Origin of the sequence: Kribbella sp. NPDC049174 (assembly GCF_043197365.1) — a bacterium.
Taxonomy (GTDB): domain Bacteria; phylum Actinomycetota; class Actinomycetes; order Propionibacteriales; family Kribbellaceae; genus Kribbella.
Genome location: NZ_JBICSZ010000002.1, coordinates 763,050 through 788,278 on the forward strand (window position 1 = coordinate 763,050; position 25,229 = coordinate 788,278).

General features: G+C 69.0%; 21 protein-coding genes. 10 read left to right on the forward strand and 11 right to left on the reverse strand.

From position 1 onward, the window contains the following. Positions 1–8: 8 nt before the first annotated feature. From ACGFIF_RS14180 to ACGFIF_RS14195, 4 genes are read right to left on the reverse strand one after another with little or no spacing between them, the layout of a single operon-like run. Positions 9–980 (reverse strand): AAA family ATPase, encoded by a 972-nt coding sequence (locus ACGFIF_RS14180; protein ID WP_393154670.1) that lies wholly within the window; start codon positions 978–980, stop codon positions 9–11. Then, positions 977–2,119: a DUF4350 domain-containing protein gene (locus ACGFIF_RS14185; RefSeq protein WP_393154671.1), complete on the reverse strand. Its 1,143-nt coding sequence runs from the start codon at positions 2,117–2,119 to the stop codon at positions 977–979. The genes ACGFIF_RS14180 and ACGFIF_RS14185 overlap by 4 nt, the downstream gene beginning before the upstream one ends. Next, positions 2,116–2,745 carry a DUF4129 domain-containing protein gene (locus ACGFIF_RS14190; RefSeq protein WP_393154672.1) on the reverse strand — a complete coding sequence of 210 codons (630 nt, stop codon included), beginning with the start codon at positions 2,743–2,745 and terminating at the stop codon, positions 2,116–2,118. The genes ACGFIF_RS14185 and ACGFIF_RS14190 overlap by 4 nt, the downstream gene beginning before the upstream one ends. Next, a complete protein-coding gene (locus tag ACGFIF_RS14195; protein WP_393154673.1) occupies positions 2,742–3,767 on the reverse strand; it encodes a hypothetical protein in 1,026 nt (341 codons plus the stop codon). Before ACGFIF_RS14195 ends, ACGFIF_RS14190 begins: the two co-directional genes overlap by 4 nt. A 229-nt stretch (positions 3,768–3,996) precedes the next feature. On the opposite strand from ACGFIF_RS14195, the gene mtrA reads away from it, so the two are divergent. The 5 genes from mtrA (at position 3,997) to hpf (ending at position 9,821) form a co-directional block, all read left to right on the forward strand. Next, on the forward strand, positions 3,997–4,674 hold the full coding sequence (mtrA, locus tag ACGFIF_RS14200; protein WP_131345780.1) for an MtrAB system response regulator MtrA: 678 nt from the start codon (positions 3,997–3,999) through the stop codon (positions 4,672–4,674). A 95-nt stretch (positions 4,675–4,769) separates the two neighbouring features. Beyond that, positions 4,770–6,455 carry an MtrAB system histidine kinase MtrB gene (gene mtrB, locus ACGFIF_RS14205; protein WP_393154674.1) on the forward strand — a complete coding sequence of 562 codons (1,686 nt, stop codon included), beginning with the start codon at positions 4,770–4,772 and terminating at the stop codon, positions 6,453–6,455. Beyond that, on the forward strand, positions 6,452–8,209 hold the full coding sequence (locus ACGFIF_RS14210) for an LpqB family beta-propeller domain-containing protein (RefSeq protein ID WP_393154675.1): 1,758 nt from the start codon (positions 6,452–6,454) through the stop codon (positions 8,207–8,209). The genes mtrB and ACGFIF_RS14210 overlap by 4 nt, the downstream gene beginning before the upstream one ends. Before the next feature lie 170 nt (positions 8,210–8,379). Beyond that, positions 8,380–8,961: a ComF family protein gene (locus tag ACGFIF_RS14215; RefSeq protein WP_393154676.1), complete on the forward strand. Its 582-nt coding sequence runs from the start codon at positions 8,380–8,382 to the stop codon at positions 8,959–8,961. Positions 8,962–9,194: 233 nt separating this feature from the next. Next, positions 9,195–9,821: a ribosome hibernation-promoting factor, HPF/YfiA family gene (gene hpf / locus ACGFIF_RS14220; protein ID WP_393154677.1), complete on the forward strand. Its 627-nt coding sequence runs from the start codon at positions 9,195–9,197 to the stop codon at positions 9,819–9,821. A 139-nt stretch (positions 9,822–9,960) separates the two neighbouring features. On the opposite strand, the gene ACGFIF_RS14225 is transcribed toward hpf, so the two are convergent. Further along, a complete protein-coding gene (locus ACGFIF_RS14225) occupies positions 9,961–10,776 on the reverse strand; it encodes a S1 family peptidase (protein ID WP_393154678.1) in 816 nt (271 codons plus the stop codon). A 137-nt stretch (positions 10,777–10,913) separates the two neighbouring features. Continuing rightward, positions 10,914–11,711: a hypothetical protein gene (locus ACGFIF_RS14230; RefSeq protein ID WP_393154679.1), complete on the reverse strand. Its 798-nt coding sequence runs from the start codon at positions 11,709–11,711 to the stop codon at positions 10,914–10,916. A gap of 209 nt (positions 11,712–11,920) precedes the next feature. Between ACGFIF_RS14230 and ACGFIF_RS14235 the strand changes: the two genes are divergently transcribed. From ACGFIF_RS14235 to ACGFIF_RS14255, 5 genes are all read left to right on the forward strand, one after another. Further along, positions 11,921–13,504 (forward strand): BTAD domain-containing putative transcriptional regulator, encoded by a 1,584-nt coding sequence (locus ACGFIF_RS14235; RefSeq protein ID WP_393154680.1) that lies wholly within the window; start codon positions 11,921–11,923, stop codon positions 13,502–13,504. Positions 13,505–13,610: 106 nt separating this feature from the next. Then, positions 13,611–14,762 (forward strand): winged helix-turn-helix domain-containing protein, encoded by a 1,152-nt coding sequence (locus tag ACGFIF_RS14240; protein ID WP_393155472.1) that lies wholly within the window; start codon positions 13,611–13,613, stop codon positions 14,760–14,762. A gap of 218 nt (positions 14,763–14,980) precedes the next feature. Beyond that, the gene (gene secA, locus ACGFIF_RS14245; protein WP_393154681.1) at positions 14,981–17,914 is read left to right on the forward strand and encodes a preprotein translocase subunit SecA; all 2,934 of its coding nucleotides are present in this window, start codon (positions 14,981–14,983) and stop codon (positions 17,912–17,914) included. A 95-nt stretch (positions 17,915–18,009) separates the two neighbouring features. Continuing rightward, positions 18,010–18,951, forward strand: a complete 942-nt coding sequence (locus tag ACGFIF_RS14250; RefSeq protein WP_393154682.1) for an NAD(P)H-dependent flavin oxidoreductase — start codon at positions 18,010–18,012, stop codon at positions 18,949–18,951. Positions 18,952–19,026: 75 nt separating this feature from the next. Continuing rightward, positions 19,027–20,022 carry a LacI family DNA-binding transcriptional regulator gene (locus ACGFIF_RS14255; RefSeq protein WP_393154683.1) on the forward strand — a complete coding sequence of 332 codons (996 nt, stop codon included), beginning with the start codon at positions 19,027–19,029 and terminating at the stop codon, positions 20,020–20,022. Here the strand turns inward: ACGFIF_RS14255 and ACGFIF_RS14260 are convergent. Genes ACGFIF_RS14260 through ACGFIF_RS14280 form a run of 5 tightly spaced genes read right to left on the reverse strand, consistent with a single transcriptional unit; the run spans position 19,973 to position 25,211 of the window. Further along, the gene (locus tag ACGFIF_RS14260; RefSeq protein ID WP_393154684.1) at positions 19,973–21,265 is read right to left on the reverse strand and encodes an alpha-glucosidase/alpha-galactosidase; all 1,293 of its coding nucleotides are present in this window, start codon (positions 21,263–21,265) and stop codon (positions 19,973–19,975) included. The genes ACGFIF_RS14255 and ACGFIF_RS14260 overlap by 50 nt on opposite strands. Beyond that, on the reverse strand, positions 21,262–22,188 hold the full coding sequence (locus ACGFIF_RS14265) for a carbohydrate kinase family protein (protein ID WP_393154685.1): 927 nt from the start codon (positions 22,186–22,188) through the stop codon (positions 21,262–21,264). The genes ACGFIF_RS14260 and ACGFIF_RS14265 overlap by 4 nt, the downstream gene beginning before the upstream one ends. 1 nt (position 22,189) lies before the next feature. After that, complete coding sequence (locus ACGFIF_RS14270; RefSeq protein ID WP_393154686.1) at positions 22,190–22,999, reverse strand: carbohydrate ABC transporter permease; 810 nt, start codon at positions 22,997–22,999, stop codon at positions 22,190–22,192. Further along, positions 22,996–23,922 carry a carbohydrate ABC transporter permease gene (locus ACGFIF_RS14275; RefSeq protein WP_393154687.1) on the reverse strand — a complete coding sequence of 309 codons (927 nt, stop codon included), beginning with the start codon at positions 23,920–23,922 and terminating at the stop codon, positions 22,996–22,998. The genes ACGFIF_RS14270 and ACGFIF_RS14275 overlap by 4 nt, the downstream gene beginning before the upstream one ends. Further along, positions 23,922–25,211, reverse strand: coding sequence for an ABC transporter substrate-binding protein (locus ACGFIF_RS14280; protein ID WP_393154688.1), 1,290 nt, complete (start codon positions 25,209–25,211; stop codon positions 23,922–23,924). The genes ACGFIF_RS14275 and ACGFIF_RS14280 overlap by 1 nt, the downstream gene beginning before the upstream one ends. Positions 25,212–25,229 lie beyond the last annotated feature (18 nt).

Below are 25,229 nucleotides of genomic sequence, written 5' to 3' on the forward strand. Positions count from 1 at the left end.
GTGCACCATCAGCGTGGCACCGGCACCGTGGCCAGCACGCTCTCGAGGACGGCGTCCGCGCTCACACCCTCGAGCTCGGCCTCCGGACGGACCTGCACTCGGTGCCGTAGGCAAGGACGCGCCATCGCCTTCACATCGTCCGGAATGACGTAGTCCCGCCCGGACAACCACGCCCACGCTCTGGCCACGGCCAGCAAGGCAGTAGCCCCTCGCGGCGACACACCGAGCTGCAACGACGGCGACTGCCGCGTCGCCCGGCAGAGGTCCACCACATAGGCCAACACGTCCTCGCGGACGGCAACCCGTCGTACGGCGGCCTGTCCGGCCAGGAGGTCCTCCGGCCCGGCCACCGGCCGCAGACCCGCCGCGGCCAGGTCCCGCGGGTCGAAGCCCTGCGCGTGCCGAGCCAGTACGGCGATCTCCGCATCGCGCGGCGGGATGTCGAGCGTGACCTTGAGCAGGAACCGGTCGAGCTGGGCCTCCGGCAACGGATACGTGCCCTCGTACTCGATCGGGTTCTGCGTTGCGGCGACCACGAACGGCGCCGGCAGTTTGCGCGGCACGCCGTCCACGGTGACCTGCCGCTCCTCCATCGCCTCCAGCAGCGCCGCCTGGGTCTTCGGCGGTGTCCGGTTGATCTCGTCGGCCAGCAGGATGTTGGTGAAGACAGGGCCTGGCCGGAACTCGAACTCGCTGCTCTTGGCGTCGTACACCAGCGATCCGGTGACGTCACCGGGCATCAGGTCGGGGGTGAACTGCACCCGCTTGGTGTCCAGCCGCATGGCCATCGACAACGCCCGCACCATCAGCGTCTTCGCCGTACCGGGGACGCCTTCGAGCAGCACGTGGCCGCGGCAGAGCAGGGCGAGTACCAGCGCGGTCACCGCGGTGTCCTGACCGACCACCGCCTTGCCGATCTCGGTCCGCAGCGCGACCAGTGCCTGCCTGGCCTGGTCCGCGGTGACCTCGGTAGTCGTCACGGGTGTCTAACCTCCTGCGTCAGTACGTCGAGTTCGTGGGACAGGGACATCAGGGCGGCGTCGCTGAGCGGCGGGAGGCCGTAGAGGAGTTCGTACAGCATGGCCGGGTCCCGACCGGTGCGGGCCGCGACAGTCGCGACCACCGCGGACGGCTCGGCCCGCCGGGGGATGCCGTGCGCCTTGTGAAGTTTGCCGAGGGCCGACTCGCGCAGAGCGGCCGCGGCGCGGTCCCGGGCGCGTGAGCGACGGTAGAGCCGCGCTCTGCCCTCGGTGGTCTCCGCAGCGCGCACGATGACCGGCAGCCGCTCGGCAACCACCGGCCCGAGTCGACGACCTCGCCAGAGCGCCACGACGAGTACGGCGAACGCCAGCGCCCAGGCGATGTAGCGGACATCCGGGGGGATCAGCGGCGGAGCGTCCTCGTCGGGATCGTCGTACCCGGTGGACTCCCACTGCGGCAGGTACCAGGTCAGGTCCTGGTGGGTGCCGATCAGGTTGAGTGCGAGGGCGGCGTTGCCGTCGTCAGCGATCTGATCGTTGGTGAACGAGCGCTGCGAGCCCACGACGTCGACGATCCGGCCGTCGGTCTCCAACCGGATCACCGTGTTCGTGATGCCGTCTCCGTAGCAGGCCTGGGCCGTCGAGGGCGCCGAGTAGGTGGAGCCGCTGACCGTCACCGTGCCGGCCTTGACTGCGGCCGGGAGGTCGCAGTCGGGTTCACGGCTACTGGAGGACAGGATCTGGCCGGAGTCCTCGACACCGGGCGCGAGAGCCTCCAGCGCGCGGGAACCGGGCCGGATCAGGATGATGTGGCTCCACCCCGCGTCAGCGATCCGCTGCCAGTCAGAGCGGTCCAGCTGGCCCATCGGGCCTATCAGCAAGGTCTTGTCGTCTCCTGGCTCCACCGCGTCGTCCAGCAGCTCGGTGCCGCGCACGGTAACGCCGTGGTTCTCCAGCAGCGCCGCCAGAGCCCGTGCACCGCCCTGCTCGGTGGAGTCCGGGCTGAACGGCCCTGAGGTCCGCGCCGCGGTGGCGATCATGATGACGATCGCAGCCAGCACGATGATGCCGGTGACGAGCATCGGCGTCCTCAACGCGCGCCAGCTCTCGCCGGCACTCCGCCCGACCACAGTGCTCATCCGCGCACCAGCACCCGCGCAGTCCGGGCCGCTTCATCAGCCGCGACCACCGCGGCGTACCGCTCGGGTGTCCCGGGACGGTTGCCGTAGACAACCTCAGTGAACGCGAGTGCAGCCGGCTGCAGCGGGTCCCGGAGCTCCGGCACCGCTCGTCCGGCGTCCGTCACCACCTCGTACGCCGTCCGGCCAGCCCGCTCGTCCAGGATGGTCCGCTCGGTCAACTCGGCGACACAGGCGCGGAACCGGCTGCGAATGGCGTGCGCGTAGTCACCGGCCGCAGCCTCCTGCTCCGCCTGAGCCCGGTACTCGCCCGCACTCCGCGGTCTGGCGGTGTCGAAGACCACCTGCTTCTCCCGGTGGCTGGTCCGGAGCACACCGGCTCGCCAGAGCACCACGACGATGATGAGCACGATCAGTCCGATCAGCATGAACAGACCGGCGTGGCCGCTCGGTGAGGTCCCGGTCAGGCTGTCGAGCAGGTCGGCGACCCACTCCAGCACCTTGCCGATCGCCCGCTCGATGAGGGAGTCGCCGGACTGCCGGTACGTCGCCTTGGACAGCTCCTTGGCCGCCTCGGCAGCGGCCTCGTCCCGGCCGATGTCGATCGGGGGCTCCAGGATGATCACGGAGTTCCTCCAGAACCCTGAGCCGGGCGCAGTACCGGCCGCATCCACAGGTCGAGGCCCTCACGCCGTACCCGGAGATCCAGGTAGATCAGGGCCTGGACGGCGGACATGAAGGCCAGACTGGCGATCAGTGTGATCGCGGTCGCCAGCCCCGCGGCCACACCGAGCACGATCGCGGCCACCGTCGCACTGCTGCTCTCGCTGCTGTCGGCCCACGAGCCGACCGTCATCACCAGGGTGGTGACCCCGTACTGCAGGGCGTAGCTGACGATGTTCACCACCAGCCCCGCGAACAGCAGGATGCCGAACACCCGCCAGAACTTGCCCTTCACCAGCTGCCAGGACCGCTTCAGCGCACCCCAGATCCCCACTCTGACAGGGATGTGGAGGCCGACGTCCGACGCGTGCCGGCCTTCCATCAGGACGACGGTCCCCGCCAGAAGCAGCCGGATGCCGAAGATCAGCACCAGCACCGCACCGACCAGCATCATCACGATGGCCACCGCGCCGGCCACGTCGGACGAGATCGCCGACTCGGCCCCGGAGCCGATGCCGATCACGGCCAGCCCCCACCCGCCGATCAGGATGATGAACGACAGGGACTGCACCAACCCGACGGCGGACAGCGCTGGCAGCGCCGGCCGGACCAGCCGCAGCAGCTCCCGAGGCCCGACCCGGTGTGCCAGCTGACTCCGTACGGCGGCCAGCGCGATGATCCCGGCCAGCATGCTCGACACCACCGTGAACAGCACCAGTTGGACGCCGTACGTGAGCAGGAGCGCCGCACCGGCCTGCTGGAACGGGTCGTCGGCGCCGAAGAACCCACCGATCCCACCTGGTACGGCGACCTCCGTCAGCACAGCCTGGACGGCCAGCAGGGCGATCGCGGCGAGCACCGGGAGGCCAAGCATGATCGCCTTGTTCTCGGAGATGGTCCGGGCCGCGTTGTCGAGCAGGTCGGCAGGCAGCCAGGGGCGCAGCGGCTCCGCCGCCGGATCCTCGTGCAGGCCGATGTCGTCCACTGGCACCTCCCCTCGTTGAACCGACTGCCAGTCTGAGCCGTGTAGTCCTTAAGTTGTCTCAGGCGCGGGCTGTGCACCATGATCACAGCCCAACTCGGGGTCACTCGGCGATCCGGCGTGTGCACTACCCGGGGAATGGGACACTATCCGTAGTGCGTACGGTCAGCATCCGCTGGGCGCACAACGATCGGACGGCAAGGAGCAGGGCGTGGCAGACGGTAACCGGACGATGAGGGGTCGCGTTCTCATCGTCGACGACGACACAGCGTTGTCGGAGATGCTCAGCATCGTGCTGCGCAACGAAGGCTACGACACCTATCTGTGCGCGACCGGTGACAAAGCGGTACCGGCGTTCCGGGAGTTCAAACCGGACCTGTTGCTGCTCGACCTGATGCTGCCCGGCATGGACGGAATCGACGTCTGCCGGGCGATCCGGGCCGAGTCCGGCGTACCGATCGTGATGCTGACGGCCAAGAGCGACACCGTGGACGTGGTGCTGGGCCTGGAGTCCGGCGCGGACGACTACGTGGTGAAGCCGTTCAAGCCGAAGGAGCTGGTGGCCCGGATCCGGGCCCGGCTGCGCCGGATGGACGAGCCCGGGCCGGAGTCGCTGACCATCGGCGACCTGACCATCGACGTGGCCGGGCACTCGGTGAAGAGGGCCGGTGAGACGATCCAGCTGACCCCGCTGGAGTTCGACCTGCTGGTCTGCCTGGCCTCCAAGCCCTGGCAGGTGTTCACCCGCGAGGTGCTGCTGGAGCAGGTCTGGGGCTACCGGCACGCGGCCGACACCCGGCTGGTCAACGTGCACGTCCAGCGACTGCGCTCCAAGATCGAGAAGGACCCCGAGCACCCGGAGATCGTGGTCACGGTCCGCGGTGTCGGCTACAAGGCGGGTGCGGACTGATCGAGTACGGACGCGACCAAGAGTCGCAGGCGGCCGCCGACGCCCCGGCCGCCACGGCCGGGCCGGAGCAACAGCAGCCGGCCCCGGCCGAGCAGGTGACGGCGGAGACACGCGGGACGGAGCTGGAGCTCACCGCCGTGGCGGACTGGCCTGCCTACCCGCACCCGCTGTGGCGGACGAACCCGAAGCACTGGCCGGACATCTGGCGCCGGTCCATCCAGGCCCGGATCGTCACCGGCACCCTGCTGATGTCGACCGTCGTCCTGCTCCTGGTCGGCTGGGTGATGATGAGCCAGGTCACCGACGGCGTGCTGGAGTCCCGCCGGAGCAGCGCCCAGGCGGAAGCGGTCGCCCAGCTGGCCTCGCTGTCCAACAGCATCGATGCCGCCGTCCCGAACACGATCAACCAGCAGCTGTCCGAGCTCGTCCTCGGCTCCAACCGCCCCGGTCTGTACGACGTGCTGCTGGTGCCGGCCGACACGTCCACCACCAACGCGATCCGCTACACCGGTCTGGTCGACAGCGACTCGATCCCGACCGAGCTGGCGTCGTCGGTGATGAGTGACGACACCAAGCTCTGGGACACCTACACGGTGATCCACTACCGCGACGGGCCCAGCGTCCCCGGTCTGGTGATCGGGTCCCAGCTGCGGGTCCCGACCGCACCCACCGAGCGGTACGGGGTCTACTTCCTCTTCCCGCTCACGCCGCAGCAGGAGACGCTCGACGTCGTCCAGCGCGCACTGCTCACCGCCGGCTTGCTGCTGGTCGTCCTGCTCGGTGCGGTGGCCTGGCTGGTCACCCGCCAGGTGGTCACCCCGGTCCGGATGGCGCGGCGGATCGCGGAGCGGCTGGCGGCCGGCAAGCTCGAGGAGCGGATGCAGGTCCGCGGCACCGACGACCTGGCCCGGCTGGCGGTCTCCTTCAACAAGATGGCCGGCAACCTGCAACGGCAGATCCGCCGGCTGGAGGAGCTGTCCCGGCTGCAGCGCCGGTTCGTCTCCGACGTCTCGCACGAGCTGCGCACGCCGCTGACCACGGTCCGGATGGCGGCCGACCTGCTGCACGAGAGCCGGGACCAGTTCGACCCGATCAGCCGGCGCTCGGTCGAGCTGCTGCAGAACGAGCTCAACCGGTTCGAGGAGCTGCTCGCCGACCTGCTCGAGATCAGCAGGTTCGACGCGGGTGCGGCCGCCCTCGATCTGGAGGACGTGGACCTGCGCGACATCGTCAACCGGGTGCTGGAGAACCACGAGACCCTGCTGCAGCGCAAGGGCTGTGAGGTCCAGCTGGAGATGCCGCAGCCGTGCCGGGCCCAGGTGGACGCGCGCCGGATCGAGCGGATCCTGCGCAACCTGATCGGCAACGCGATCGAGCACAGCGAGGGTCTCCCGATCCGGATCAGTACGGCGTACGACGACGATGCGGCGGCGGTCGCGGTCCGCGACCACGGCGTCGGCTTCCGGGCCGAGGAGGCCGAGATGGTGTTCAGCCGGTTCTGGCGGGCCGACCCGGCCCGGGCCAGGACCACCGGCGGGACCGGGCTCGGCCTGTCCATCGCGCTGGAGGACGCCAGGCTGCACGGCGGCCGGCTGGATGCCTGGGGTTCGCCCGGTGACGGCGCCTACTTCCGGCTCACGCTGCCGCGGCGTCCGGATGTCACGTTGTCCGGATCGCCGTTGCCGGCCCGTCCGGCCGACGCCAGCCGGGTCGTGACGGAGAAGTCCCTGGTCGACGTCGGAGCGCCGTACCAGAAACTGACCGGTGGTGAGGACGAGTGAGGCGGAAGCTCCTCGCAGCGGTCCTGGTGGTCCTGCTGCTGGTCACCGGCTGTGCGACGGTGCCGACCAAGGGCACGATCCGCAGCGGCAGCCGGGAGGGCCTGGCGCCGGACTTCGGCGGCGTCGGCGTGGAGGCGAAGCCGCCGCGGGACGGCACCCAGCCGCTGCCGCTGGTGAACGGATTCCTGGAGGCGATGTCGGACTCGCGGGCCTTCGACGTGGCCCGGGAGTACATGACGCCGGAGGCGGCGGCGGCCTGGAAGCCGGAGTCGCAGACGGTGGTGTACGAGCAGCAACGTGACGCCGTCACCAGCCTCGGCGCCGACCAGGTCCAGCTGAAGGCGCGCAAGATCGCGACCATCGACGAGCGGGGGTCGTGGATCCCCGCGAAGGTCGACGACGAGATGTCGTTCGTCTTCAAGCTGATCAAGCTCGACGGCGAGTACCGGGTCGCGTCGGTGCCGCCGGGGGTGTACCTGGGCAGCAACCAGCTGGACCCGAAGCTTGCCCCGCGCAACCTCTACTTCTTCACCCCGGCCCGGGACATGCTGGTCCCCGACCCGGTCTACCTGCCGGTCAACCTGTCGGCCGGACAGGCCGCCACCCAGCTGGTCCAGGAGCTGCTCAAGGGCCCGACCAGCCGGCTCGGCAACGGTGTGGTCTCGCTGGCACCGCCGGGGACCGAGGTCCAGGTGTCCGTACCGGTCGAGTTCGGCGTGGCGACGGTGGCGCTGAACGACGCGGTCTCCGCGCTGCAGGACACCGAACGACGGTTGCTCGCCGCCCAGATCGTCTGGACCCTCAACCAGATCAACCTGCGGGTCAAGATCACCGTCGGCGGCGCCCCGCTGCTGCCCGACGATCCGGACGTGCTGCCGTTCTCCAACTTCACCCAGTACGACCCGTCCGTCCCCAACGGCGCGATGACCGAGCTGTACGGCCTCCGGGGCGGCAAGGTGCAGCGGATCGAAGGGCTGGACGGTGCGTCGGACATCGCCGCGCGGCCGCTGAAGGACAGCAAGCTGAGCGACTACGTGGCCGAGTCGTTCGCGGTGAACCTGCGCGGTGACTCCGGTGCCGTCGTCACCACCCACGGGGGTGACGATGTGGTGGCCTACTCCTGGCTGGACAGCACCGACAAGCCCGACCCGGTCAGGACGATCCCGACCCAGGGCCGGGTACTGCGGCCGAGCTACGACAACCACGACAACCTGTGGATCCTGGACCGGGCGGACGCCACACCGCGACTGCGGGTCCGCGACCGCGACGGCAAGCTCGCCGAGGTGACGACCAGCTTCCGCGGCGACACACCGCTGGTGCTGCGGATGGCGCCGGACGGTGTCCGCGCGCTCCTGGTGATGAGATCCAAGACCACCGGCAAGAACTACGTGCAGACCGGGACGATCCAGACCGCCGCCGAGAGCCGGCTGGTGCTCGGGCCGCTCCGCCTGCTCCAGTTGCCGCTCGAAGACATCACCGACGCGGCGTGGCACAAACAGGGGCTCCTGGTCGCCGGCTCGTCGAAGTCGGTCAGCAAGTCGCCCTGGCTGGTCAACACCGACGGCTCCCAGCTGCAGTTGCTGCCCGGCGCAACCGTCGAGTTCGCGACCGACGAGCTGGCCTCGAACCTGAACAAGGACACCCTTCCGGTGATCCAGGACGTCCAGGGTCACCTGCACTGGCAGACCCGCGACCTCACCTGGGTGAACATGGACGAGGCCGGCGCACCCATCGACCCGACCTACCCGGGCTGAGTTGTCCACAGGAGCACCGAAGCCCGGTTGCGGGCGGCGGTGCTGTCGCGGATCGTTGAGCGGTGCCGGTCCGGGACGCGTTCGTGGATCTCGTCCTGGGTGGACGATGTGCCGGGTGCGAGCGGCCGGGCGTCACTCTCTGTGGTGGTTGCCGGGAGCTACTGACCTCCGTGACTCCGTTCCGTGCCTGGCCGGATCCACGGCCGGCCGGACTGCCCCCGCCCACCGCGAGCGCGCCGTACGCCGATGAGTTGCGGAAGCTGATCGTCGCGCACAAGGAGGAAGCCAGGTACGCGCTGGCGCGTCCGCTCGGAGCGGTGCTGGCCGCCGCCGTCCGCACCGCTCTCGGTGAGCGCCGGGCCGTCTGGTTGTGTCCGGTTCCGTCGTCGCGATCCACCGTCCGGCAGCGCGGACACGACCCGCTGCGCCGGATCACCCGAGCCGCCGTACGCGCCCTGCGGCGGCAGGGGATCGACGCCCGGCCGGCTGCGGCGGTGCGGGTCGTACGGCGTCCTGACGACCAGGCCGGACTGTCCGCTGAGCGCCGTACCGCCAACCTGGACGGGGCTTTCGCGGCTCGTTCGCGCTGGGCTGAAAGACTGACGGATCAGCCGGTCGTCGTGGTCGACGACGTGATCACCACCGGTTCCACGCTCGCCGAAGCCTGCCGGGCCTTGGAAACCGGGGGGATTCCGGTGCTCGGCTGTGCGGTGCTGGCCGCGACCCGTCGGCACAAGCCGTCTGGTTCATGAGAACTTCCCTACCGGTTTTCGCCGAAGCCGACTAGCGTTGGCCTATGACACCCGCTAGGGCTTGTCGGGCAGGGATGTGGTGCAGGGCCGGATCAGCCGGAATCCTCACCACGGAGTCCGACCGGTTCGACAGCGGGTGTTCTCGTTTCGGGCGCCCCAACCGCAACCGATACAACAGCGAGTGACGGGGGTCCGGAGACGTAACAAGAAGTCGCCGATCGATGGAGGTTTCCGTGGACGTCGTTGTCAAGGGTCATCACTGCGAGGTCAGTGACCGCTTCCGGCAGTACGTCGAGGAAAAACTCGAACGGATCGAGAAGGTCGATCACCGGGTACTGCGATGTGAAGTAGAAGTCAGTCAGGAAAAGAACCCGCGACAGCACGATCGGGCGATGCGTGTCGAGCTCACCATGTACACCAAGGGTCCGGTGGTCCGCGCCGAAGCAACCGGCGAGACCAAGCAGGCGGCGTTCGACGTCTGCCTGGACCGGCTGCGGGCGCAGGTCCGCAAGGCGGCGGACCGACGCCGGGTGCACCGCGGTGAGCGGACGCCGGAAGGCCTACGGCACGTGAACGCGAAACAGCCGCTCAACGGCACCACACCAGTAGTGGAGGAAACAGTCGCCGACGACGAGGTGGCGACGTACAAGTTCGGATCGCTCACGGTCACCGGCGACGGGCCTTTGGTGATGCGCGAGAAGACCCACACCGCCAAGCCGATGTCCCTGGACCAGGCGCTCTACGAGCTCGAACTGGTCGGACACGACTTCTATCTGTTCGTCGACGCCGACGAGAACCAGCCCAGTGTCGTGTACCGCCGTCGCGGTTACGACTACGGCGTGATCCGTCTGGCCGTCTGACACCCCAGGTCGCGTGAGGCCGACCGCCGAACCTCGGGAGGAGCAGAAAGAAAGAGGGGCCGGGCAGCGAGCCCGGCCCCTTCTCCTTCCCCTGTGAAGGTTCCTGCCTCAGCGCCGCGAGCCTGCGCTGAGGGTCTGGCTAACCGTCGATCTGGGCCTGGAGTTCACTCGCGTACGTCGCTACCTCCGCGTAGACACCGGGGTTGCCGGCGTCGGCGCAGCCCACGCCCCAGGAGACGACACCGAAGAGGCGGCCGTTGAGGACGAGCGGCCCGCCGGAGTCACCCTGGCAGGAGTCCTTACCGCCTTCCTCGTACCCGGCGCAGATCTCGCCGTCGGCGGTGTAGCCCTCGCTCGCGTACGCCTGCTCGCAGTACGCGTCACCCAGCACCGGGACGTCGACCTTCTGGAAGGTGTTCGCCGGGCCGGTGCCCTCGGTCTCACCCCAGCCGTACACGACCGACGCCGCTCCGGCCGCGTCCGCCGCGGTGTCGGTCTCCAGCGCCAGCGTCGGTACGCCATCGAACGGCGTGGTCAGCGTCATCACCGCGACGTCGTGCCCGGGTGCCTGCCCGTACTGCGGGTCGACCCAGATGCTGCCGATCTTCGACTCCTTGCCGACCGACGTGTCACTCAGCACGTCCCGGCCCTGGATCGCGGTGTAGGTGGACGCCGCCTCCTGCGAGCAGTGCGCCGCGGTGACGATCTTGTTCGCCGCGACCAGCGTCGCCCCGCACCACTCGCCGGTCGGGTCGGGGGAGCCGGTGTTCGACAACTGGATCGCCCAGGACGTGTCGGCGGTGTGGGCGATGGTGCCGCCGACGATCCGGGTCTTCGGTCCGTCGGGCGTCTGCGCGGCCGTTGCGGAGCCGGCTACGGCCACCGCACCGAGGGACGCCACGGTCAGCACCCCGGCCGCCACGGCGGCACGGATCAACTGCAATCTTCCTGTCATGCCTCACTCCAGGTTGATAGGGGCCACGCGGGCGGCGTGGCCTCCCTGGAGCGTCTCCCGGATACCGTGCGTAGCGCACCTCCCACTTGCGGTAACTCCTGAGTTATGGCCTGGTCCGCCCCAGCCGGCGGCACCGGTCACAGCCCCATCGCCTTGCCGTCGAGTACCTGGCTCTTCGCGGGAGCCTTCGGTGCGGGCACCTTGCCGTAGTCGCTGAAGCTGAACCGGTTCTTGCCCTCGGTCATCCGGACCAGCCGGCCCGTCGAGGTGTCGATCCACAGGGCGGCGCCGTCGTCGGTGAGCCCGACGCAGCGGATGCCGTCGACCATCCGCGCCGAGACCTTGCGAGGCGGCGCAGCCGTGGCCGTGCCGTCCTCGCTGAACATCGTCGCGAAGAACTTGCCGGGCGTGACCAGGTCCACCATCTCCTGGGTGTCCTTGTCGACCTTGGACAGCTTGATCCACTTGTTCTTCAGCTGTCTCACGATCTCCGCCGTCTCGGCCGGGCTGCTCTTGTCGGCCTTCGCCTGCGCGCGGATCGCGGACTCGGACAGTTGGAGGTAGACGGTCCGGCCGATCGCACGGACGGAGTACGACGCTCCCGCGACGGTGAAGGTGCCCGAGCCACCGCCCGTCGCCAGGGTGATGTCGAACGTCATCGGGCCGGTGGTGTCGGTGATGGTGCCGCGCATCCGCAGGCTGGTCGCCGCCAGTGACGCCTCCCGCGTCTTCTGCATGATGGTCCGGACCGGCAGGCTCTCCAGACCCGCGGCGGGCGTCGGCGTGGGCGTGACTGGCGTGCCGGCACGTGCCGTCGCCGGGGTGGTGACGGGCGGCTTGTTCTCGCCCGCGGTCTCGGCGCTGCCGCCGCAACCGGTGGTGACCAGGGCGATCAGGGCGGCCGACGCCGCAGTACGGATCCAGGGGAAGGACATGTGTCGGACTCACTTTCCGGTACGTCGGCGCGGTGGCCGGTGCTGGTTGGAATCGGTGCCTCCGACTCTGCGGCGGCCGACTGCTGTCCCACTGCCGTTCCACTGCGCCCGACTGCTGTCCCACTGCCCCCACCCCCGAAACCTCTGCGGATAGACTGCCGTCGGCCGAAGGGCAGCTCGGTGGGGGCGGATCGGGAGGTTGCTGACCAGTGCCAGGGGCGGTCGATGACTCGGTCCGGTTCGATCTGCTCGGACCGCTGCGAGCCTGTCGTGGGTCGCGCGAGCTGGATCTCGGCCCGGCCAAGCAGCGCGCGGTTCTCGCGAGTCTCCTGCTCTCCGCCAACCGGCCGGTCCCGCCGAGCCGGATCATCGACGCCGTCTGGGGCGACGAACCCCCGGAGAACGGCCCGAACGTCGTGCAGAAGTATGTCGCCGGTCTGCGCCGGGTGCTGGAGCCGGAGCGGGCGCCGAGATCGGCAGGCCGGCTGCTGACCCTGACCGAAGGCGGCTACCGGCTCGCCGTTGCTCCCGGCGCCACGGATGTCGACCGATTCGCCAGTCACGTCCGCACTGCCGGCCAGCGCCGTGCTGAGGGTCAGCTGGCGGAGGCCGCCACGGAGCTCCAGGCGGCCCTGTCGTTGTGGCGGGCCGAACCGCTGGCCGGCCTGACGGGCTCGTACTTCGAAGCCGCCCGCGCCCGGCTCGCCGACGACCGGGCCGCGGCCGTGGAGGAGTGGGCCGAGCTCGAGCTCGAACAGGGTCACCAGCAGAGCCTGCTGCCTGAGTTGTCTCGGCTGGTCGCGGAGTACCCCCTGCGCGAGCGGCTACGCGGCGTTCAGATGTTGGCCCTCTACCGCTCCGGCCGGGCAGCCGAAGCCCTGGCCGCCTTCCGCGAGATTCGCGCCCTGCTGGTCACCGCCCACGGTGTAGACCCGAGCCGCCACCTCCAAGACCTCCACCAGCGGATCCTTCAGGACCACCCGACCCTGAGCACATCCACCCCACCCGCAGCCGCTCCCGCGGCGCCTTCGCCCAGCCTCACTGCACCCGCGGCGCCTTCGCCCAGCTCCACGTCGCCCGCGGCTGGTCCTCCGGCGCCCTTGCCCACCCCTGTCCCGTCCCCAGCCCCAGCTGGGCGGGCACGAGAGGAGCGATTGCGGGTCCAGGACTGGATGCTGAAGTTCGTGGTCGCGGCGGTTCCAATCCTCTCGGTCGGGCTCCTGGCCGGCCCGGCGATGGGCGTCGTCGCACTCCGGCGGCGCAGCGTCCGCCTCGGGCTGGCGGCCGCCGCGTATCTGGCCGCGACGACCACCGGCGCCCTGATGATCGACACGACCAGCGACGACATCACCAGCACCAAGGACGGTCTCGGGGTGACTCTGGTGATCGCGACCGCGCTGGTCTGCGCGGTGCATCTGGCGGTGATCGTGCCGAGGCGCACCCGGCAGCCTTCCGATGACGAGACGCGCCGGCAGTACGGGCGCCAACTCGCCGCCGAGCATCCGCTGATCGCCCGGCAGCTCGGCATCGGGCGCCCCGATCTGCCGAACCAGTTCGAGGACGGTGGGCTGATCGACGTCAACGAGGCTCCCGAGGCGGTACTGCGGACGCTGCCGGGCGTCTCCGCCGAGCACGCCACGCTGATCGCCGCGGATCGGGCCCACCGCGGGCCGTTCCGCTCCCTGGAGGATCTGTCCGCGCGCGGTCTGTTCCCCTGGCCGATCCCGCCGCGGGTGGCCGACGTCCTGCTGATCATCCGGGTCGAGGACACCGTCGATCGGGACCGCCCGTGAGCGACCGGGATTTCTGTCGGTGGTGCCAGGAAGAATCGGTGACGTGACCACACAGGTGTTGTCGACGGCTCAGGCCCGGCGCGTGGCGCTCGCGGCGCAGGGGTTCATGGATCCGCGACCGAAGGGTGTGCCCGACGCCCGGGCGCTGGCGCGCGTGCTCGGCCGCATCGGCCTGATCCAGATCGACTCGGTGAACGTGCTGAGCCGGGCCCAGTATCTGCCGCTCTACTCCCGCCTGGGGCCGTATCCGCGCGATCTGCTCGACCGCGCCGCCGGGAAGGCACCACGCCGCCTGGTGGAGTACTGGGCTCACGAGGCCTCCTTGATCCCGGTCGAGACGCATGCCCTGATGCGGTGGCGGATGGCCCGCGCGGCGACCGAGGCTTGGGGCGGCCCGCGATCGATCGCCAAGGAGCGGCCGGATCTGCTCAAGCAGGTGCTCGCCGACGTCCGCGACCACGGCCCGCTGACCGCCCGCCAGATCGACGACGACGTCGAGCGGTCGAAGGAGAACTGGGGCTGGAACTGGTCCGACGTGAAACGGGCCCTCGAGTTCCTCTTCTTCGCCGGTGAGATCACGGTGGCCCGCCGCAACCAGCAGTTCGAGCGGATGTACGACGTACCGGAGCGGGTGCTGCCCCGCGCCGTACTGGAGACTCCGACGCCGTCCGTGGCGGAGGCGCACCGGGGGCTGGTGTCGATCGCGGCGAAGGCGCACGGGGTGGCGACCGCGCAGTGCCTGAAGGACTATTTCCGGACCGAGCCGGCGCCGACCGCGCAGGCGATCGCCGAGCTGGTCGAGGACGGCGAGCTGATCCCGGTCGGGATCGAGGGGTGGAAGCGGCAGGCGTATCTGCACCGGGACGCGCGGCTGCCGCGGCGGGTGAACACGCGGGCCCTGGTCAGCCCGTTCGACTCGCTGGTCTACGAACGGACCCGGACCGAGGTGCTGTTCGACTTCCGGTACCGGATCGAGATCTACGTCCCGGCGGAGAAACGCATCTACGGGTACTACGTGCTGCCCTTCCTGCTCGGGGACCGACTGGTTGCCCGGGTGGACCTGAAGTCGGACCGCGCCGCCGGGGTGCTGCTGGTCCAGTCGGCCCACGCCGAGCCGAAGGCGCCGGTGGAGACCGCGGACGAGCTGGCCGCCGAGCTGGTCCAGCTGGCCGGGTTCCTGGGGCTGGACCAGGTCCGGGTGGTCGGCGGCGGCGACCTCTCACCTGCGCTGAGTGACGCCCTGCTGACAGCGCGGTAGCACGGCGACAGACCCGGCCCGGTGGTTCCCGACCGGGCCGACGGAACTTTTCCGGCGGCCGGATCGTGGGTCGGATAGGCCCCGCGGCACGCATAGGGGCGTGGCTTGGCACACCCGGCCCCGTACCATGGGTGTCGCGCGCCCGCCCACGGGTGGATCGTGCCCTGTCGGCGTCGGCCGCACCCAAGGCTTCAGCAGCAAGGAGAGAACTCCCCACCATGAAGGTGATCGACAAGGTCCTGCGGATCGGCGAGGGCAAGATCCTGCGCCAGCTCCAGGGCATCGCGAAGATGGTCAACTCGATCGAGGACGACTTCGTCGGGATGACCGACGAGGAGTTGCGCGGTCAGACCGCGGAGTTCAAGCAGCGGCACGAGAACGGGGAGTCGCTCGACGCGCTGCTGCCGGAGGCGTTCGCGGTCGTCCGGGAGGCGGCCAAGCGGACCCTGCACCAGCGGCACTACGACGTCCAGATCATGGGCGGCGCCGCGCTGCACCTGGGCAACATCGCCGAGATGAAGACCGGTGAGGGCAAGACCCTGGTCGGGACGCTGCCGACGTACCTGAACGCGCTGTCCGGCAAGGGCGTGCACGTGGTCACGGTGAACGACTACCTGGCCAAGTTCCAGGCCGAGTGGATGGGCCGGGTGTACCACTTCCTCGGCCTCGACTACGGCGTGATCCTGCCGGAGATGTCGCCGGCCGAGCGCCGGATCGCGTACAGCAAGGACATCACCTACGGCACCAACAACGAGTTCGGCTTCGACTACCTGCGCGACAACATGGCGCAGAGCATCGAGGACTGCGTCCAGCGCGAGCACAACTACGCGATCGTGGACGAGGTGGACTCGATCCTGGTCGACGAGGCCCGGACCCCGCTGATCATCTCCGGCCCGGCCGAGGACTCGCAGCGCTGGTACGTCGAGATGGCGAAGATCGCGAACACGCTGAAGCCGCGGGTCGCCGACGACAAGGTGCCGGAGGAGCAGCGTCCGGTGGCCGACTACGAGGTGGACGAGAAGAAGCGCACCGTCGCCATCCTCGAGCGCGGGATCGAGAAGGTCGAGGACCGGCTCGGGATCGACAACCTGTACGAGTCGGCGAACACCCCGCTGATCAGCTACCTGAACAACGCGCTGAAGGCCAAGGACCTGTTCCGCAAGGACAAGGACTACGTGGTCGTCGACAACGAGGTGCTGATCGTCGACGAGCACACCGGCCGGACGCTGCACGGCCGCCGCTACAACGAGGGACTCCACCAGGCGATCGAGGCCAAGGAAGGCGTCGAGATCAAGGAGGAGTACCAGACCCTCGCCACGATCACGCTGCAGAACTACTTCCGCCTCTACGAGAAGCTGGCCGGCATGACCGGTACGGCGATGACGGAGGCGGCCGAGTTCCAGAAGATCTACGGTCTGGGCGTCGTCCCGATCCCGACCAACAAGCCGATGATCCGCTCCGACGAGCGGGACCTGATCTACCGGACCGAGGACGCCAAGTTCGACGCGGTGGTCAAGGACATCGTCGAGGTGCACGGCACCGGTCAGCCGATCCTGGTCGGCACCACCAGCGTGGAGAAGTCCGAGCGGCTGTCCGCCCAGTTGCGCAAGGAGAACATCGCGCACGAGGTGCTGAACGCGAAGCAGCACGCGCGGGAAGCGGCGATCGTGGCCGAGGCCGGCCGCAAGGGCGCCGTCACGGTGGCCACCAACATGGCCGGTCGTGGTACCGACATCATCCTCGGCGGCAACCCGGAGTTCCTGGCCGACAAGGACCTGCGCGCCCGCGGGATCGACCCGGCCGAGTCGCCGGAGGAGTACGAGGCGCAGTACCCGTCGGTCCTGGAGCAGTTCGAGAAGCAGGTGAAGGACGAGCAGGAGGAGGTCACCGAGGCGGGTGGCCTGTACGTGCTCGGCACCGAGCGGCACGAGTCCCGCCGGATCGACAACCAGCTGCGCGGCCGGTCCGGCCGTCAGGGCGACCCGGGCAAGTCCCGGTTCTACCTGTCGCTGGAGGACGACCTGATGCGCCTGTTCAAGCGCGAGATGGTCGACTGGGCGATGTCGCGCAACAACGACGACACCCAGCCGCTGGAGAACAAGGTCGTCACCAAGGCGATCGCGTCGGCGCAGTCCCAGGTCGAGGCGCAGAACTTCGAGACCCGGAAGAACATCCTCAAGTACGACGACGTGATGAACCGGCAGCGGCACGTCGTGTACGACGAGCGCCGCCGGGTGCTCGAGGGCGCCGACCTGCGCGAGCAGGTGGAGGACATGCTCGAGGAGACCGTCACCGGCTACGTCCAGGGTGCGACCGCGGACGGGTTCGCCGAGGACTGGGACCTGGACGCGCTGTTCACCGCGATGAAGACGCTGTACTCCACCGAGCTGACCGAGGAGCAGCTGGTCGAGGAGGCCGGCGGCGACAAGGCCGGGCTGACCCAGGACTTCCTGGTCGAGGCCTTCAACGCCGACGCCAAGGCGGCGTACGACCGGCGCGAGGAGCAGCTCGGCACCGAGGCGATGCGCGAGCTGGAGCGCCGGGTGGTGCTCAGCGTGCTGGACCGCAAGTGGCGTGAGCACCTGTACGAGATGGACTACCTGCGCGAGGGCATCGGCCTGCGCGCGATGGCGCAGCGCGACCCGCTGGTCGAGTACCAGCGCGAGGGCTACGACATGTTCGCCGCGATGATGGAGTCGATCAAGGAGGAGTCGGTCGCCTTCATCTTCAACGTCGAGGTCGACGTCGAGGCGATGCGGGCCGAGATGGAGCTCGCCGCCGAGGCCGAGGCGGCCGACTCCGACGAGGGCATCGTGGGCCGCCGGGTCGAGGACATCCTCACGCCGGGTGCGCCGGTGGCGGAGTTCCCGGGCCGGGTGCAGGACGAGGCCCGCCCGCAGGACACGCCGCGTCCGCGGGACACGCCGCGGCTGCGCGCCAAGGGCCTGACCGGCGACAGCCGCCCGCAGCGGCTGTCGTACTCGGCGCCGACCATCGACGGCGACGAGGAGGTCGCGGTCCGCCAGGACGGGGCCGACGAGAGCGGCCTGCAGTACGCCGGTACGCCGCGCAACGTGGCCTGCCCGTGTGGCTCCGGCAAGAAGTACAAGCGCTGCCACGGCGACCCGCAGTCGGACGTCTACAAGTTCTGAGCTGACACCTCGAGCGGCCGGTCCCGGAAGGGGGCCGGCCGCTCGTGTGTCTGGCGCCATGGCGGTCGACGGACTCGGTGTGATGCTCTGGACCCATGTGGCTGACGGAGAAGTTCGGGTTGTCCGTTCCGGTGGTGGGCGCACCGATGGCGAATGTGAGCGGCGGCAGGCTGACCGCCGCGATCTCGGTGGCTGGGGGACTGGGGATGCTCGGCGCCGGTTCCGCCGTCAGCGCTGACTGGATCCGCACCGAGGGTGCGGTCGCCGCGGCGAGCGGTAAGCCGTACGGCGTCGGCCTGATGGCCTGGTCGGTGAAGGACCGCCCCGAGCACCTCGATGCCGTCCTCGAGCTGAAGCCGGCCCTCGTCTCGCTCAGCTTCGGTGACTATGCGCCGTACGTCGGGATGTTGCAGAAGGAAGGCATCGTCGTCGCCATGCAGGCGGGGACGGTCGCCGATGCGCGGGAGGCGATCGACGTCGGGGTGGACGCGATCGTCGCGCGCGGTGCCGAAGCCGGTGGTCACGGGCGCAACGCGGTCGCCACCCTCCCGCTGCTGCAGTCGATCCTCGATCTGACCGAGATCCCGGTCCTCGCGGCCGGCGGCATCTCGGGTCCGCGCGGGCTGGCCGCCGTACTGGCTGCGGGAGCAGTGGGCGGCTGGATCGGTACGGCGTTCCTCACCTGCACGGAGGCGCTGACGCCGGAGCCGGTCCGGCAGCGGGTGATCGAGGCCGACGAGACCGACACCGTGTACGGCACGGTCTTCGACGCGGCCTCGCGGGCCGGCTGGCCGGACGAGTTCGGCGGTCGCGCGCTCCGGAACGCCTTCTTCGACACCTGGGAAGGCCACGAGGAAGAGCTCAAGACGAAGGACGCCGCGCACGCCGACTACGTCGACGGCGTCCGGGCCGCCGATCCCGCCCGCACCTCGATCTACGCGGGCCAGGGCGTCGGCGCGCTCACCACCCAGCCGACGGCCGCCGAGGTGCTCGGTTCCTTCGCCACCTACCGCACCTACCTCCAGGCCGCCCAGTAGTCGAGGTTGCTGTCCACTGTGGCCTGTGAGACGCTACCACCATAAGCCCCTAACGGTGGAATCACGATGGCTCAGATGCGGCCCACGTTGGCCATGGTTGCTGCCCGGACGGGTGTGTCGAAGGCGACGGTCTCGAAGGTCCTGAACGGACGCCCGGACGTCGGCGCGGCCACTCGCGCCAGAGTCGAGCGTGCCCTGGCCGACCACGGCTATGTCCCGGTACGACGCACGCCGAAACGCCGGCGTCCGCGCAGCGTCAGCCTGGTCTGCGACGACCTGCTCTCGCCGTACACGTCGGAGCTCCTGCGGGGAGTCGTCTCCGCCGCGACGGAGGCCGAGGTGGATGTGGTCGTCACTGCCTTGGAGTCCTGGCGGAGAAAGTCGTCAGGAGGTGGAGGGATCATCGTCGCCGCCTGCGAGGTGACCGACGGACAGGCGAAGGCGCTCGACCGTTCCGGCCAGCCGATGGTGGCGATCGATGCACTCAACCTTCCATCGGGCGAGGTGACGACCGTCGGCTCGACCAACGCGACCGGGGCGATCGCCGCGACCGAGCACCTGATCGGCCTGGGACACGAGCGCATCGCCTTCGTCGGTGGACCGGCAGCGTCGTCGTGTGGACAAGCCCGGCTGCACGGCTATCGCGCGGCGATGAGTCAGGCGGGCCTGCACGTCGACGCCGAACTCGTGTCGCACGGCCCCTTCGTCACCGCCACCGGTGTCACCGAGGGCCTGCGGCTGCTCGCGTTGGAGCAGCCGCCCACTGCTGTCTTCGCCGCCAACGACGCGATCGCCCTCGGCGTGATCGAGGCGGCCCGGCTCCGCGGCCTCGCCGTACCCGCGGACGTGAGTGTCGTCGGCTTCGACGACACCTTCCTGGCCGAGTCGTCGACACCGCCGCTGACCACCGTGCGTCAATCCCTGCAGGACCTGGGCGCCTTCGCGCTCAAGACCTTGCTGCGGCTGGGCGCGGGCGACCCACCGGAATCGCCCCACGTCGAGCTGGCCACCGAGCTCGTCATCAGGAGCTCGAGCGCAGCGCCGGCGCCAAGTAATTGCCGTGAGCAATGACCAGCTCGTCGCACAGGTCCCAGATCCGCTCGACCGGAAGCGCCGCCGCGGTGGCCGGGTCGACCATCACGGCCTGCCTGATCGCCAGTGGATCCTCGTCCACCGCGGCCTTGACCACCAACTCGGCGACGTTGAGGTACGAGCGGTTCAAGGCCGCACACTGCGTCGGCAAGGCACCGACCACCGTCGGCTGAACACCCGAACCGTCAACCAGGCAAGGGACTTCGACGACCGCACCGGCCTGGAGGTTGGTGATCAGGCCGGTGTTCGGAACATTGCCGTAGATCGTCCGCGGGGTTCCGGTGACGATGCTGTGGATGACCTGCGGCGCGTACTCCATCGTCCCCTCGACCGGCAACGGTTCGCCGGCCTTCAAGGCCTTCCGGGTCAGCTCGTACGACGCCACGTTCTCCTCGACGATCCGCAGGTACTCGCCGACCGGCAGCCGTAACCGCTCGACCTCGGACGCATGCGACAGGTACCACGGCACGTACTCCGACGAGTGCTCACTCGTCTCGGTCGGATAGAACCCGAGTCGCCGGTACATGTCCACTCGCACCCGGCGCAGCAGCTCCGCATCACGGTCGATCACCGCATCCAACCGGTCGTACAGGTTCTCCGGTCCGCGCTCGAAACGCAGTACCCAGGCCTGGTGGTTCACTCCGGCGGCCAGATAGGTGATGTCGTCGTACGGTACGCCGACCAGCTCGGCGAGACCGTTCATCGTCCAGTAGATCGAGTGGCACAGGCCCACGACTTTCCGAAGGCCCAATGTGGCGAGGTACCACACGTTCATCACCATTGGGTTGGTGTAGTTGAGCAACCAGGCGTCCGGGCACACCGCCGCGATGTCCTCCGCGAGCCCGCGCAACACCGGGAACGTCCGCAGCGCCCGGAACACCCCGCCGACACCGAGTGTGTCCCCGATCGTCTGCCGGATCCCATACCGAGCAGGGATCTCGAAGTCCAGCCGGGTCGCCTCGCCCATCCCGACCTGGACCATGTTGATCACGAAGTCGGCGCTGTCCAGAGCTGCCCGCCGATCGAGGTGCGAGGTGATGCGCGGCGTCACGCCACGTTCGGTGGCGATGTACGCCGCCGCGGCCGCCGCCGTCTCGAGTCGCTCGGGATCGATGTCGTGCAGCGCGATGTGCACCGGTCCCAGATCGAGACTGAACAGATCCGCCAACAGCCCCTGCGTGAAGACAACGCTCCCGGCCCCGATGAACACGATCTTCGTCATCGGGCTGCACTCTCTACTGCGAGGTCCCAGTCTGCCTGCGCCGCGGTCCCGCCAGCGGCCCGCGTCGACAGCGAGCCGCACGCCGTCGCGATCGACAGCGCCTGGTCGCGACCGCACCCGTTGAGTACGGCGGCCACGTAACCGGCATCGAAGCTGTCCCCGGCACCCACCGCGTCGACCGTTTCGACCTTGAGCGCAGGAGCGGTCGCCACCGAGGATCCGTTGTGGGCAAGGGCTCCGTCCGTGCCGTTCTTCACCACGACCAGTGGACCCCGGCGCGCCAGGATCCCGGCGGCGTCGGTGACCGATGGATGGCCGGTGAGGGCTCGTGCCTCGGCCGCGTTCGGCAGGAAGAAGTCGGTGACCCGCAGGACCGGGTCGAGCACCATCCGGTCCCAGCGGTCGGTCGGATCGTCGTTCGGATCGAGGGAAGTGGTCGCCTTCGCGCTCTTCGCCTCCTTGAACAGCGCGGCCAGCCCGGCCGCCAGCTGAGGCATCAGGTAGAACGACGCCGCATGCACATGCCGCACCGACCTGAGCAGCGACCGCGGTACGTCGTCCGCACTGGTCGCGGGCAAGGTCCCGGGCGAGGTGAGCATCGCTCGATCGTCGGCCGAGGTCAGGACCGTGGTGAGGGGTGTGGACGTGGAAGGGTCCACGGTGATCGCGTCCACGTTCACTCCGCGGTCCGAGAGCGCCGTACGCACGAATGTGCCGGCCGGGTCGTCGCCGACGCGACCCGCGAAGGCGACACTCAGACCGAGCCGAGCCGCGCCACAAGCCATGATCGCGGCCGACCCGCCGAGCACGAGCGAGCCCTGCTGGACCAGCCGTTCCCGCTGGCCGAAGACGATCGGCTGGTCAACGGGTCCGATGACGACGTCGGGATTGGCGTCGCCGATCACTAGTAGGTCGAAAGTCATATCAGCCCTTGAGTCCGGTAGATGCCAGCGAGCGGATGAAAGCCTTCTGGGCCAGCAGGAATCCCAGGAGGACCGGTAGCACGGTGATGACGTTGCCGGCCATCACGGCAGCCCACTGGGTGTGGTGCTGGCCCTGGAAGGTGGTCAGTCCGAGCTGGAGCGTGTAGTTGGTGTCGTGATTGATCGCGATCAGCGGCCAGGTCAGGTCGTTCCAGGTGCTCAGAAAAGTCAGTACGGCGACCGTGTTCAGCGCCGGCCGGGCCAGTGGCAGCACGATCGAGACGAGGATGCGCAGCCGGCCGCACCCGTCGATCCAGGCCGCCTCTTCGAGCTCGCGCGGCAGGCTGACGAAGAACTGGCGAAAGAGGAACACGGCCAATGGAGTGACCAGCGACGGGATGATCAGCGCACCGAGGGTGTCGATCAGCCCGAGCTGCTTCATCACCAGGAAGGTCGGGATCATCGTCAGCTGGAACGGGATCACCATCGTCGCCAGCATCAGCCCGAGAACCACCTTCGAGCCGGCGAACCGGATCCGCGCGAACGCGTACCCGGCGAACGATCCGAGCACCAGGTTCGCCGTCACCGCGACTGTCGAGACGATCAGCGAGTTGAGGAACCAGCGCGGGAACAACGCGTTCCCGAGCACATACCGGTACCCGTCCAGGTTGATCCCACTGGGAATCAGCGCCGGCGGAAACCGGTTGATCTCCGCGTTGCTCATCACCGAGCTGATCAGCAGCCACACCAACGGCAACGCGAACAGCGCGGCCAGCGGCGCGAGCACGAGATGCCAAGGACTGATCTTCATCGGGCCGCCCTCCGCCGGTAGAGCTGAAAAGCCACCCCGATGACCAGCAGGCCGACGGCCAACGTGTACGCCGCGGCCGCGCTGTAGCCGGCCGTGAACGTCTTGAACGCCTTCTCCCAGATGAAGTAGACGATCACAGTCGTCGACTCCAGCGGCCCGCCTTTGGTGGTGACGAAGACCAGATCGAACACCTGCAACGCGTTGATGGTCTGGAACAGCAGCAGGAAGATCGTCACCGGTGTCAACGCCGGCAGGACGACATGACGCAGTACGGCGAACCGCCCGGCACCGTCGATCCGCGCAGCCTCGACCAGGTCGGTCGAAACCCCTTGCAGACCGGCGAGATAGACGATCACGCAGAAGCCGGTCCCGCTCCACAAGGAGATCGCGACCAGCAGATACAGCGCCTGCCCGGGATCGCTGAAGAACCCTTGCGCCGGCAGGCCGAGCTTGTGCAGCACCGAGTTGGCCGCACCGAACTCCGGGTCGAGCACGAACGAGAACAGCACACCCTGCGCCGCCGCCGACACCACGAACGGCACGAACGGCACGAACACCAGCGTCCGGTAGAGACCGATGAACCGGATCTTCCGGTCGAGCATGATCGCGATCGCCAATCCGCCGACCACACTGAGCGGCACGTACAGGACGGTGTAGACGAGCGTGTGCTGGACCGCCGACCTGAACTCCGGGTCCTTGGCCAGCGCCTTGTAGTTGGCCAGCCCGACCCACTGACTCGGCGAGACCAGGTCGTTCACCTGGAACGACAACAGCAACGACCACAGCACCGGTACGACGCTGAGCCCCAGGATGAGCAGCACCGACGGGCTGACGAACGCCCAGCCCGTCGCTCCTTCGCCTCTGGTACGGCGCTCCGCCCGGCTCCTCGGGTCGACAGTGAACGTACCGACCACGCTGGCCATCAGTTCGGGACCGCGAGCGCGGCGTTCGACTTGTCGACACACTCCTTCAGCGCATCGGCCGGACGCTTCTTCCCCAGCAGGACGGCGACGATCGCCTGGCCAAGGTGTTGCGAGATCTGCGGGTAGGCCGTGATGGTCGGACGCACCTTCGCGGTGTCCAGCGCGTCCACGAACACCTGTAGCCCGTTCGTCTCGGTGGCGTGCTTCTTCCACTGCGGGAGGGCGGCCGTCGCCTTACTGATCGGCAGGCTGCCGCCCTCGATGTCCCACTGGATGTCCTGCTCCGGCTTGCTCAGCCAGGTGACGAACTCGGTGGCCGCCTTCACCTTGGCCTTGCCGTTGTCGAACACGGTCCAGGTGTCCGGGCCGGAGATCGTCACCGGCTTCCCGGAGTACGACGGCAGCGGCACCACGCCGTACTCGAGACCTGTGTCGAGGATGTCGGGGAGCTGCCAGGGGCCGGTGGCAACCATTCCCATCCGGCCGCCGAGGAACACCTGGTAGAGCTGCTCGCCGCCGGGTTTCGGGTCGACGTAGAGCGATTTGTCGGTGCGCAGCCGGTCGAGCGTGCCGAGGGCCTGCTCACCGACCTTGTCGAAGGCAACGGACTTGCCATCGGAGTTCACCACGTCGCCGCCGAGGTCCCAGATCATCGGCCAGAGCCGCCAGACGGTGTCTTCGTCGCCGACTCCCGGCCAGCCGGTGCCGAAGATTCCCTTGCCGGGATTGGTGAGGGTCTTGGCGGTGGTGACGAAGTCGTCCCAGGTCCAGCCGGGCTTCGGCTCCGGCAGTCCGGCGGCGCTGAACAGCTTCTTGTTGTAGACCAGGCAGAGCGAGTCCAGCAGGGCCGGCGCCGCGCGCACCTTGCCCTTCACCGTCACCGCGTCCTTCGCGGCCGGCCAGATGTCGTCGAGCTTCATCGCATCACTCAGGTCGGCGACCTTCGGGCTACGGGTCAGGCTGGCGAGGTCCGAGCCGAAGATGTACGCGACATCCGGGTAGGAACCCGCCGCCAGGCCCGCGGTGACCTTCTGCAGCATGCTGTCCGCGGTGACGCCGCCACCGCCGCCGACCACCTTGATGGTCGGATGGGTCTTGTTGAACTCGGTGATCAGGGCATCGATCGCGGCCTTGCCGGTGTCGACCTGGCCGTGCCAGAGGTCGACGGTGACGACACCACCGGCCTCTTCGGTGTCACCGGACTTGCCGCAGGCGCCGACGGTGCCGATCGCGGCCAGCGCGGCGGCGGCTCGTAGTACGTCCCGACGTGAAAGGGCAGAGTGAGACATAGAGGTCTCCAGCCGTTC